This window comes from Mesorhizobium sp. M8A.F.Ca.ET.021.01.1.1 (assembly GCF_003998025.1).
Taxonomy (GTDB): domain Bacteria; phylum Pseudomonadota; class Alphaproteobacteria; order Rhizobiales; family Rhizobiaceae; genus Mesorhizobium.
This window is the reverse complement of sequence record NZ_RZSJ01000161.1, coordinates 1-11,012: the sequence shown is the minus strand read 5'-3', so window position 1 is coordinate 11,012 and position 11,012 is coordinate 1. Positions and strand designations below refer to the sequence as shown.

The following is an 11,012-nucleotide window of genomic DNA, read 5'->3' as shown; positions in this document are numbered from 1 at the left end:
GTCCGGCAAGGGCCAGGGCGGGAAGAGCAGCCATGTCAACGCCACCACTGGCGACGAGGTCGACGTGGACGGCAACAAGATTACGGTTCACCACCCCGACGGCTTAACGGAAAAGATCGAGAACGGCCGTTTCAGGATGAAGGATGCGCTCGACCGCACGATCATCGACCGCCCGGCCACACCGGCCGACGTCAGCCGTCTCAAGGCCCTTTGAATCCTTCTGAAATCTCCGCCTTGTGAAGCTGGTCAACAGGCAACGACCAGCTTCACACGTCACCTCCGCCGCCCCCCGGCGGAGGTGACCTCGTTTTCGCGCTGTGTTCCAATGCTGCGATGACTTGGAGCAATTCCATGAAAAGTGCGTAGCGGTTTTCCCGGGAGAAGCGCGTAGCTTCGCTAAACCGCTTTATGAGAAGTCCCTCTCGCGGTCACGAAACTCGCGCATCATGAGGGCAGCCTCGGTGCGGTTCCGCACGCTGAGTTTCGACAGCACCCCCGTCATGTGGTGCTTGACGGTCTTCTCCTGCAGCGCCAGGCGCAAGGCAACTTCCTTGTTGCTCAGTCCTTCCGCCACCAGCCGCAGGATTTCGGTCTGTCGGCCGGTGAGTTGCCGCAGCCGGTCCGCCACGCCGTTGGTGGGCTGCAGGGACTGCACATCGGAAAGCAGCCGGGCCGACAACATCGGCGAAAGATAGCTTTCGCCAGCCGCCACGTTGCGCAAGATATCGGCAAGCGAGCGCGATCCGACTCCTTTGAGGATATAGCCATGCACCCCCGCGTTCAGGGCCTTGGTCACGTCGGCATTGGCCTCCGAAACGGTCAGCATGACGATCTTCTGGGTGGGATGGTCCGCAAGGATGCTTGCAACCGCGGCCAGGCCGCCGCCGGGCATGGAAATGTCGAGCAGCAATATGTCGGGCTGCACGGTCGAGGCGATGCGTTCCGCGTCCTGCGCGGTAGCCCCTTCTCCGACCACCTCGAAGCCTCCGATCTCCGAAAGGCTGCGTGTCACACCCTCGCGGAAGAGAGGATGGTCGTCGACAATGGCGATGCGGATGGCGCCCATCATGCTTGCTCCTCGACCGAAAGACGGATCATCAATTTCGTGCCCTTCGGCCCCGTCAGGGTTTCGAACTGTCCGCCAATGCTTTCAACCCGCTCCCTGAGGCCGGCCAGCCCCAACCCTTCGGCCCGGGCCGGATCGAAGCCCGGCCCGCCATCCGACACTTCGACGAAAAGCCGGCCATTCTTCATTCCCGCACGCACCGCCTGATCCTTGCCCCGCCCGTGGCGGTAGGCATTGTTCAGCCCCTCCTGCACGAAGCGATAGATGCTGATCTTTTCAGAAGCGCCGGGCTCGGGCAAATGTTTGGGCAGCGTAAGCGTCACCGACGTGCCCGTCCGGCGCTCATGCTCCTCGACGGCCAGCCGCAACACGTCCGCCGCCGCCGCCGTTTCTATCTGCGGCAGCACCAGGCCGGTGCAGATGCCGCGTATCTCGCGCATCGCGTCCTCCAGCGTCTTGCGAATCATGGCGACCTCGGTCGAGCGGCCTTCGCTGCCATGGCCGTCGCCGGTAAACACCGGGCTGTCCATGCGCAGCGCCGCCAGGGCCACCAGCTGGGCAGGGCCGTCATGCAGGTCGGCGCCGATCCGGCGCAGGTATCGTTCGTTGAGCGCCGTGGCGCGGCGGGATGCCCGCTGCACGCGCTGCCGCAAGGCGCTGTTCTGCGTCACCAGGCCCTGCAGTTCCGACACCTGGCGGCGCAGCGCCCCGCGCTGGTCGTCGATGGTGCGGCTGGCGCGCAGGACGATGCCCGACAGAAGCAGGAATGCCGTCAAGGTGGTGCCGGCCACGATCAGCCAGCTCGACAGCAGGGCGGAAGCCAGGGTGGCCTTGAAATCGCCGGCGAGCTCGTAGAATTCGGTGACGGCGACCACGTCGCCGGACCAGGGTTCGCGCACCGGATTGTAGATTTCGAGCAACGGCACACCCGCGGCCCGCTCCTTGTCTTCGTCCTCGTCGAACGTATCGAACTGGGCCATGACGCTACCCTGGAAGGCGGAACGCAGATTTTTGTTCAGCTCGAAGCGGCGGCCGATCAAATCCGCGTCCTTCGCGTAGAGCACCGTGCCGTCGCGGCGCCAGAGCCTGAACGACGCCAGGCGTTTGCCGAGCGCGCCCTGGCCGAGTGTCTCGTCGAGCGCCTGTTTGACGGATTCGCTGAGCTCCTCGCTCTTGCGCAGGTCGGGCAGCAGCGGCGCAATCACACTGTCGACATAAAGCGCCGTCGTGGCGGCCGAATTGCGAATGACGCCGTCCCGGATCTGCGTCGTCACCCAAGTCCCCACGATCAGCATGACGACCAGCAGCCCAAAGCCGCCGGCAACGACGAATTGCAGGGCAAGGGAAAGCTCGCTCCAGCGCCGCGCCAAGTTCTGAAGAATACGAATCATGGCCCCCTGACCGCCCTTCTATCGATATGCTGGGCGATTCCAGCACATTGAGCTTCAGTCTCGCCGTTGCCAAGACCTTCGTTGCAACGACCTCGCTTGACGTCTCGGCGCGCTTCGGAAACAAGGTCCGCGATATCAGGCGAAAGCCACTTCGAGGGGGACGGACGTTGAGTTTTTCGGGATTGCTGCAGCTGGGTTTTTCAACGGTGATCTTCCTGCTGGCGGCGACCGCCGCCAAGCAATGGGGACTGGCGCCGAGCCTGGGCAAGATCCTGCTGACGCTGGCGCTCTATTCGCTGGGCAATCTGATCATGCTGCGGCTGATCCGCGAGTTCGGCATGTCGGTGTCGTTCAGCCTTTCGGCGGTCATCCAGCTGGTCTCGGTCAATGTCGTGGCGCTGGTGTTCTTCGGCGAGCGCGTCAACGCGCTGCAGGCGACCGGCATCATGCTGGCGATCGCCGCCGTGGCGCTGATCACCCTTGGGCCCTATCTGCAAGGGCGGTTATAACCGTGCCGATGAAAAACGCTGCGAAAACGCTGCTCAACCGGGTCGAATTCCCGGTGCTGCTGGCCGGCCTGGTCATCGCTGGTGGGCTGTGGGCGTTCGAGGAATTGATGGAGGTGGCACGGGCCACCACGCCGCACGCCTTCGATACCGAAATCCTGCTTGCCTTCCGCCAGCCGGGCCAGCCCGGCGTTCCCATCGGTCCATCATGGCTGGAAGGGGCGATGCGCGACGTCACCAGTCTTGGCAGTACCAGCGTGCTGGTGCTGATCACCACGGCGGCGATCATATATCTGCTTTTGATCCGCAGGCGAGGCACCGCGCTTCTCATCTTCGTTGCCGTGGCGGGCGGCCAGCTCCTGTCGAGCCTGCTGAAAGTCGGCGTCGACCGGCCACGCCCGGAACTGGTTTCGCATCTGGTCAACGAGACCTCGCTCTCCTTCCCGAGCGGCCACGCCATGCTGTCGGCGGTGACCTATCTCACGCTCGGTTCGCTGGCGGCACGCTTCCTGCCAGGCCGAACCACCAAGGTCTACGTGTTGTTCCTGGCGGTGCTGACGACGGTGCTGGTCGGCGTCAGCCGCGTCTATCTGGGCGTCCACTGGCCGTCCGATGTGCTGGCGGGCTGGTGTGCCGGCTTCGCCTGGGCGATGCTATGCTGGCTGGTGGCGAGGATTCTGCAACGGCGCCAGGCGGTGAGCGACGATGCCTGACCTCGCCGTCAGATCAACCTGTTGATGAGGTGCCCACCACAGCCCGCCAGGGCCAAAGCCATTGGTAGCAAGCCTGCTGATGTCATCAAGATCTTGAAAACGTTCAACCTCGTTATCCCCTGCCCCGAATGTGCGGCACCTTAGGCTGAAATCCTCGGAAAATATCGAGAAATGGACAATCAGGCGAAGACGCTAACGTGCCGCAAGCGTCAAGCGGCCGCTGGTGACCTATGCCGCGTCGATCGGCGATGCGCGGGCGCAGCTGGCGGGAAAACAAGAGGCGGAGCAACCGTCGCTCAACGGTTGAGCGATGCCGGGCCGCTGACGAAAGGACTTTCCTTCAGGTAAAAGCGAAGCAGGCGGTCCGCGTCCTTCGAAATGCCGATCCTGATGCCCTGTCCGATCGCGCCGGCCTCGAATTCATCGTGTGCAAGCCATAGCGAGCCTTCCCGGCAAAGGTCGAGCCCGTCGAGCGATCGATCGATCCGCAATGCCGCGGCCAGCCTTCCGGGCCCGCGCGCCAGGTCGCGCAGGCGCTCGACGCCACGGTTCAGCCGCATGATCTCGATGCCTTCCAGCGGTTCCAGCGCCCGGATCAGCACGCCGGTTCCCGTGCCTTGCGCCTCGCTCGAAACGTTCAGCATGAACGAGATGCCATAGGCGAGATAGACATAGGCGTGCCCGCGCTCGAGAAACAGCGACCGGTTGCGCTCCGTCATCCCTCGAAAGCCATGCCCGGCGGCATCGCCGGCGACATAGGCTTCCGTCTCGACGATCCGCCCGCTGACCCTGCCGTCGGGCAAGTCGCGCACCACCAGCTTGCCGATGAGATAACGGGCAAGGGCGGCCGTATCGTCCGGCAGTTCTTCCCGCGCGAGCGGTGGATGATTTGTCGAGCGGTTCACGGGATCCGTTCGACCCATTGCGCGCGCGAAGGTCCGGGTTCGAACGGATCGCCGAAATACTGCGTCTCGCGGACCACCTTGCCGTCGAGGAACTCCATGATGCTGACCGTGTAGGACGGCCGCCCGTCATAGGTCAGGACATATTCGGTGACCCAGAGGTCACCGGTGCCGGTGATGCGGCGCACGATGAAGCGCTTGCGGTTCGGCTGCGCGGCGCGGGACGACTGGATGTTGCGCCGCCCGCTTATGCGCTCGCCCGATTGCGGATAGTCGAGCACTGCGTCCTCCCGGTAGATCTCGTGCTCAGCTTCGAAGTCGCTGGTGTCGGAAGCGGCCCAGTGACGATCCAGGGCCGCTCTGATCTCTCGGTCTTCCATCTCGAACTCCTTGGCCGCCGATGCCGGGCCGTCATACCATATATGCCTGCCTAGAGCGGACCTTCGAGATTGCGCGGAACGGCGTTCGCAAAGCCAGCCGAGGCGCCGCCGGCCGCGCCTATCGATCATTTTTCATTAGACATCCGCATGGCGCAGGGCATTGGCGATCACCGCGAAGGCGGGCGAGTTCTGCCGGCGGGTCGGATAGTAGAGGTAATAGCCCGGGAACAGCGGGCACCATTCGTCGAGCATCAGCACCAACCGGCCCGACCGAAGCTCGTCGGTCACCAAATTCTCCGGCACGTAGGCGATCCCAAGTCCGCTCACGGTGGCGTCGATCATGGGGATCGTCGAATTGAAAGTCAGCTGTCCGTCGACGCGCACCCTCAGCTCTCGCCCGTCCCTGGCGAATTCCCAGGCGTAGAGGCCGCCCGAGCGCGACTGCCGGTGGTTGATGCAATCGTACTGGACGAGGTCCTGAGGCGTGCCGGGCGCCGGATGCCGGGCGAGGTAGTCAGGGGAGGCGCCGACTCCGTGCTCGAATGCGTCGGCACGCAGGAATCGATGAAGCAGGCGATCGGGTCGACCCGCAAAGGCGGCTATGTCTCCTATGTCGGCGTTCCCCACCAGGTGCAACTGGATGGGCAGCAGCTGTTCTTCGCCCATGTCCACCTGCATGGCGGCCCGGCGCCGGTGCGCCGCTACTTGCCCGAACTGATCGCCCTCGTCACCGAGGGCAAGATCAATCCCGGCAAGGTCTTCGACCTGGTTCTTCCGCTCGAACAGGTCGCCGAAGGCTACAAGGCCATGGACGAGCGCCGCGCCATCAAGACGCTGCTGCAGGTGTGACCGTCCGGCGCTCCTGGAGCGCTCGGTATGGGCTCTCAATCGATCTTCAGCGCCGCCACCTCCCCCTCGTTCATCAGCGGCACATAGAGGATCGACTTGCCGTCGGTGCCGATGTCGGCGCTGCCCGGCTTGAAATGCACCACCGCTTCCGGCGCGCCGCCGGTCCTGTATCGGTAGAGCGTGCCGGTCATGTAGGCGGTGGCGTAGATGGTGTCGCCAAAGGCGATGACGCCGTCGAGGTCGGCGAATTTCTGCGCGCCCGCCAGCGGTGTCACCGTCTTGCTGGCGAGGTCGACCGCCAGCAGGCCACCCGGCTCGGCCGTGCTGAAGTCGGGCTTGATGCCCTTGCCCCAGGAGGCGACGATCAGCCTGCTGCCATCGGCGAAGACGCCGTTGGGTGAAGCGAGCATGGCGTCCCTGACAAACAGCTCCGGTCTGTCGCCGTCGATGCGGTAGATCGTGTCGGCCAGCATGTCGGTGACATAGACCTTGCCCGACTGGTCCGACGTCATGTCGTTCAGGAAGACGGCATTCGGGATCACGATGCTGGCGATGAGCTTGCCGCTGGCGAGGTCGACGACGCGGACCTTGGTGATGTCGGCGACATAGAGCTTGCCGCCCGCTATCGCCATGCCCTTGGGCGCGTCCATGCCGTCGGTCCAGTGCTGGGTGACGATCTTGCCCTCCGTGGACAGCACGCTGAGATAACCATTGCCGTCGGCGTCGCCCGGATTGCCTGATATGTTGGAAACGATGATGCGGTTATTGGCGGCGTCGAACAGCGCCGATTCCGGCTGTTCGAGGCCCGTTGCCCGCCAGAGTTCTCCGGCCTGGGCCGGCGGTGCGGCCGCTATGCCGATGGTGGCGATAAAGGCTGAGGTGACGAAGATATTCATGACTGCTCTCCTTTGATGTCGGCGAAGAGCTAGGCTTTTCGATACTTTTCGGGAAGCCAGATTGCCACTAGTATCGAATACCGATACGAAACCGACGGCAAGAGGTGCATCCCATGAACGGTCTGGTCTTCGAGGCGCTTAAGCGGACGCTGAAGGCGAAGGGCGTCACGTATCGCGAGCTTGCCGAACGCATGGGCGTTTCCGAGCCGACGGTGAAGCGCATCTTCCATGAGAAGAACTGCAAGCTCGACCGGCTGGTGGAGATCTGCGCCGCCGCCGGCGTGGAACTGGAAAACGTGCTCGGCTCGATGAGCAGGGGGCCGGGGCCGGTCAACCACGTCGCGCCGGAGATCGAGCGCCGGCTCGCCGGCCGTCCGGCGCTGCTGTTCGTCTTCGTCATGCTGTCGGAAAAGTTCACGCCTGAAGGCATCATGCGCTCGCAGGGCCTGAGCGAAGCTTCGATGTTCCTCTATCTGCGCGACCTCGAGCAGCTCGGCCTGATCGCGCTCGGCCGTGGCCTGTCCGCGAAATTGCTGGTCGACACGCCGATTCAATGGAATTTCGAGGGGCCGCTCAGGCCGCTGTTCGAGATGACCAACAAGAATTTCATCGGTTGGGCGATCACCCATATCGAGAAGGAGGCGACCTTCGTCAGCTTCTCCAGGCGGATGCGGCCGGAGACGGCGGAAATGGTGCGGCGCGAGGCCGAGGAACTGGCCGACCGCGCGAAACTGCTCGCCCATCACGACCAGCACACCACGCCCGAGGACGGGTTGGTCGGCTACAAATGGACGTTCGCCTTCGGCGCCACGCCGTTCGAGGCGATCATGCCGATCGGCCCGCATCCGCGCGACACCGGGGCGTTCGATCGGCCCGCCGCTCCTGCAAAGGGACGCCGCCAGTTACCGGCCTGATACAGAAACCGAAATCACATTCATGATATAGTTCGCGCACTGATTTGTCAGATTGTAGAAGGCGGGTTTGCCGAATGCGTGACACGTCCCCATGAAATCGAAGTGATCCTATGTCGACCGCGCCAACACTTGAACTTCGCCGCTATTCGCGCCTGAAAAATTTGCGGGCGCGCGCAGAACGCCAGGGTGCTGCATTACAGTTCTGGGCGCGTACGGCATCGCTCGCCGTGATCTCCTGCTTCTTTTCATTGACCAGCCGCTGGGATGCTTCGCTGCTCTTCGTGCTGGCGGGCCTCGTGCTGTTCCAGCTGGTCGGCCTGATCCAGTTTCTCTTTGCTCGCCGTCGTACGGCGCGATGGTGGATCGGTTACCTCACCGGTACGCTGGACATCATTCTGTTGACCGTTCTGCTGATAACGCCCAACCCGTTTTCCCTCGAGGTCGCGCCGGCCGCGATGCAACTGCGCGAGGGCAGCTTTAAATACCTGCTGATTTTCGTATGCCTTGGCGCTCTGACCCTTTCGACACGATTGGCACTCTATCTCGGCGCGCTCGCGGCCCTGACATGGGCGATCGGGGTGGGATGGGTGATTTCCCATCCGGGAACCGTAATTCCGGCGACGAACCTCTATTCGCTGCCAATGACAGAGCGACTGAACCTCTATCTCAACCCCAATTTCGTCGATACATTCGCGCAGGCGACCAACGTGTTGGTCGTGCTGATTATCGGCGCGATCATGGCGCTGGTCGTCTTTCGTTCCCGACATCTGTCGGAAGACTATGTCAAGGCAGAGCGCGCCCGCGCCAATCTCGCCCGGCATTTTTCGCCCAATGTCGTCGACCAGCTCGCCGCCGATGACGAGCCCTTCGGCCCGGTTCGCCGGCAGGATATCGCGGTGCTGTTCGCCGACATCGTCGGCTTCACACACTATTCCGAGGATCATCCGGCCGAAGCAGTGTTCGAACTCCTGCGTCAGTTCCACCGTCGCATGGAACAAGTCGTTTTCGACCACCGTGGCACCGTCGATAACTATATCGGCGATTGCATCATGGCGACATTCGGTGTTCCGCAAGCCAGCCATGACGACGCGACTCGGGCCATCCAATGCGCTGAAGCAATGGTCGCCGCTCTCGAAGACTGGAATGTACAGCGTGTGTCCAGGGGATACCCGCCGCTGGACGTTCGGATCGGTGCACAATACGGCGCTGTGGTCATCGGCGCGGTCGGCAGCGAGCGCAATCTGTCCTTCGCGGTGGTGGGCGACACCGTCAACGTCGCCAGCCGTTTGCAGTCGCTCTGCCGTGAGCTTCAGGCGAATATTTGCTTTGGGTCACGACTGATTGAGGCGGCGAAGGCGGAATCGCCCACGACACCGTTGAATGCGCGCGATCATGGACCGATGAGCATCCGCGGCCGGGACGAACCGGTCCATGTCTGGGTCGAACGCAGAGCCGAAAACCAGGGTGTTGTTGCGGTTCCGGCGTGACATAGGCCGCCATGTGAAACGCTGCACCTCGGCAGGATAGCGGTAGGCCGCGCCAGGCATGTCCTGACCTAGGCGGAAAGCCATCACGTGTCCGTCGCGGTTGCGCCAGCCTTTGCGGCTGCGGCGTCCGTGCTTGCCTTGTCGTCCCAGGTCACGGCCCTGTAGTCGAAGCCGTATTCCAGCGTCGGCTTGACGATGCGGAAAAACGGCGACAGGTCGAAATCGCGCGGCGTGTAGAGCGAGTGATGGCGGATGTGCAGGATTTCCCTGCGCATATAGGTCGACTGCGCCGAGGCGCGGCCGGGCGCGCGGGATATCTCGGGCAGGATCGGATAGCGGATCTGGCCGTAAGCCTCGGCAATCAGCGTCGAGCAGATCGCCCGCGTCGGGTCGCCGGAGCCGAAGGCCAGCATGCGGCGGCGCCAGCGCACCGGCACCGGCGGCGTCGGCATGAAATAGCGCAGCATGTCGAAGATGTTCTTGAGGTCGTATCTCAGGCCGAGCTTGCTGATCATGAAGGCGACGACCTTGTCGCGGTCTTCGGGTGCCAGGCCGCTCGCCCGGCAGATGCGGGTATTGTAGGTCCGGTACCGCGACAAGGGTACGGCGACACAGCCTTCGCCGAGCGTGACCTCGATCAGCCGCCTGCGTTCCGAGCCGTCATCCGGTTCGGCCAAAGCGTCGCCGACATAGAAGGCCGCATGCGACCACGTGGACTGGGTCAGATACTTGATCGCCGCCGAGATCTTCTGGTTGCCCTCGATCAACAGGACGTCGCCCGGCTCCAGCGTGCGGCGCAGTGTTTCGGCGTCGGAAGGCGTGTAGGGCTCGTATCCCGAGGATTCTTCCTGCAGCCGACCGGCAAGCCAGCGGCCCAGTCGATCCAGAAGCATGTCGCCAGGCTCGGTCATCGGCTATGGCGATTACCACAGGCCGGTGCCCGAGGGCAAAGCATGTTCGGTCCGGATCAGCCGGTGGCCGCAAGTGCGCCGGCGTCTTCGGCCGAGCCGGCAAGATCGTCGCGGGCCTTGCGGGCAAGTCTTTTCGTCGAGCGCTTGGGGCTGTCGTCAAACAGTTCGGCCGCCTCGGCAAGGCACGCCTTCTTCAGGCTCTTTTCCGAACGCTTGAGCAGCTTGCCGAGAAGTTTCGTATCGTCGGACGGCCCCAGCGGCTCGTCGTCCGCCTCGAGCAACGCACGCATGACGAACACATCATGCAGTTCGCCGAGCCGTTCGCCCAGTGCGTCGACGGCCTTGCGCCGCGCCTTGATCGGGGTCGGCCACAGCCTGCCGAGCAGCGACAGGTGCATGCCATGCGTCTTGGCCGCCTTGCGCAGGTCGTGGAAATCGTCGGCCTCGCCGTGCGAGCCGGCCTTGTCGAGGGCCTTCCTTGCACGGCGCAAGGTGGCGCGGGCGCCTTCGGCAAGCACGTCGGCGGCCTGTTCCGGCTGGTCGGGCAGGGTAAGGGTTTCGATGCGCTTCATGCCGTCTTCGCAGGCAGCGGCGGCCGCGCCGATCGCTGCCTTCAGCCCGGCGCCTTCGTGCAAATCATGCTGGCGTGCGATCAGCCGGTCGCGCACGGCATCGAGCCCGCCATCGGCGCTTTCCCTGGCAAAGGCCGCCGCCAGCCGATCGATGGTTTCGATCAGAGCTGTCGCTTCACGCGGGCCGGCAAGCAGCGCCGCCACATTGCGATAGCATTGGTTTTCCGTGGCACAGAACGTTTCGTCTCCGGAACGAACGAGGCGCAACAAGGCGCGCGCGCTCTTCAGCCGCTTGCGGCATTTGTGTAGCCCCTGTTCGGGCCGTGTGCGCGCCACGTCCAGATGTTGCAGGGCCTTGCCGATTTCCTCGGCAAGGATGCGTCTGACCTCGCCGGTCAGCGGCAGGCGCGGGTCTATGCGAAAGC

The 11,012-nt window shown here is 63.6% G+C and carries 11 protein-coding genes and 3 pseudogenes; 6 read left to right on the top strand and 8 right to left on the bottom strand.

The window, feature by feature from the left end:
• Window positions 1–214, top strand: a pseudogene (locus EOA36_RS15055) (hypothetical protein); the annotation flags it as partial.
• 192 nt (window positions 215–406) lie between these two features.
• Here the strand turns inward: EOA36_RS15055 and EOA36_RS15050 are convergent.
• Window positions 407–1,069: a response regulator transcription factor gene (locus tag EOA36_RS15050; RefSeq protein WP_127278300.1), complete on the bottom strand. Its 663-nt coding sequence runs from the start codon at window positions 1,067–1,069 to the stop codon at window positions 407–409.
• On the bottom strand, window positions 1,066–2,457 hold the full coding sequence (locus EOA36_RS15045) for a sensor histidine kinase (RefSeq protein ID WP_127278299.1): 1,392 nt from the start codon (window positions 2,455–2,457) through the stop codon (window positions 1,066–1,068). Before EOA36_RS15045 ends, EOA36_RS15050 begins: the two co-directional genes overlap by 4 nt.
• Before the next feature lie 167 nt (window positions 2,458–2,624).
• On the opposite strand from EOA36_RS15045, the gene EOA36_RS15040 reads away from it, so the two are divergent.
• Together EOA36_RS15040 and EOA36_RS15035 are read left to right on the top strand one after the other, a co-directional pair.
• Entirely contained in the window at window positions 2,625–2,966 is a 342-nt protein-coding gene (locus EOA36_RS15040) for a hypothetical protein (RefSeq protein ID WP_056585458.1), read from the top strand.
• A gap of 8 nt (window positions 2,967–2,974) precedes the next feature.
• Window positions 2,975–3,676 carry a phosphatase PAP2 family protein gene (locus tag EOA36_RS15035; RefSeq protein ID WP_127278298.1) on the top strand — a complete coding sequence of 234 codons (702 nt, stop codon included), beginning with the start codon at window positions 2,975–2,977 and terminating at the stop codon, window positions 3,674–3,676.
• 296 nt (window positions 3,677–3,972) lie between these two features.
• Here EOA36_RS15035 and EOA36_RS15030 read toward each other — a convergent pair whose 3' ends face one another.
• The 3 genes and pseudogenes from EOA36_RS15030 to EOA36_RS38265 form a co-directional block, all read right to left on the bottom strand.
• Entirely contained in the window at window positions 3,973–4,599 is a 627-nt protein-coding gene (locus EOA36_RS15030; protein WP_127278297.1) for a DNA-3-methyladenine glycosylase, read from the bottom strand.
• The gene (locus EOA36_RS15025) at window positions 4,578–4,958 is read right to left on the bottom strand and encodes a nuclear transport factor 2 family protein (protein ID WP_127278296.1); all 381 of its coding nucleotides are present in this window, start codon (window positions 4,956–4,958) and stop codon (window positions 4,578–4,580) included. Before EOA36_RS15025 ends, EOA36_RS15030 begins: the two co-directional genes overlap by 22 nt.
• A gap of 135 nt (window positions 4,959–5,093) precedes the next feature.
• Window positions 5,094–5,483: pseudogene (locus EOA36_RS38265) on the bottom strand (LysR substrate-binding domain-containing protein); the annotation flags it as partial.
• On the opposite strand from EOA36_RS38265, the pseudogene EOA36_RS38260 reads away from it, so the two are divergent.
• Window positions 5,481–5,807, top strand: a pseudogene (locus EOA36_RS38260) (zinc-binding dehydrogenase); the annotation flags it as partial. The pseudogenes EOA36_RS38265 and EOA36_RS38260 overlap by 3 nt on opposite strands.
• Before the next feature lie 35 nt (window positions 5,808–5,842).
• Here EOA36_RS38260 and EOA36_RS15010 read toward each other — a convergent pair.
• Window positions 5,843–6,703 carry an ATP/GTP-binding protein gene (locus EOA36_RS15010; protein ID WP_127278294.1) on the bottom strand — a complete coding sequence of 287 codons (861 nt, stop codon included), beginning with the start codon at window positions 6,701–6,703 and terminating at the stop codon, window positions 5,843–5,845.
• A 113-nt stretch (window positions 6,704–6,816) separates the two neighbouring features.
• Between EOA36_RS15010 and EOA36_RS15005 the strand changes: the two genes are divergently transcribed.
• Both EOA36_RS15005 and EOA36_RS15000 read left to right on the top strand, forming a co-directional pair.
• Complete coding sequence (locus EOA36_RS15005; protein WP_127278293.1) at window positions 6,817–7,617, top strand: helix-turn-helix transcriptional regulator; 801 nt, start codon at window positions 6,817–6,819, stop codon at window positions 7,615–7,617.
• Between the two features lie 110 nt (window positions 7,618–7,727).
• On the top strand, window positions 7,728–9,104 hold the full coding sequence (locus EOA36_RS15000) for an adenylate/guanylate cyclase domain-containing protein (protein ID WP_127278292.1): 1,377 nt from the start codon (window positions 7,728–7,730) through the stop codon (window positions 9,102–9,104).
• Window positions 9,105–9,187: 83 nt separating this feature from the next.
• Here EOA36_RS15000 and EOA36_RS14995 read toward each other — a convergent pair whose 3' ends face one another.
• Together EOA36_RS14995 and EOA36_RS14990 are read right to left on the bottom strand one after the other, a co-directional pair.
• Window positions 9,188–10,015, bottom strand: coding sequence for a lipo-like protein (locus tag EOA36_RS14995; protein ID WP_127278291.1), 828 nt, complete (start codon window positions 10,013–10,015; stop codon window positions 9,188–9,190).
• Between the two features lie 56 nt (window positions 10,016–10,071).
• On the bottom strand, window positions 10,072–11,012 hold a 941-nt coding region (locus tag EOA36_RS14990), incomplete at its 5' end, for a CHAD domain-containing protein (protein WP_145969178.1).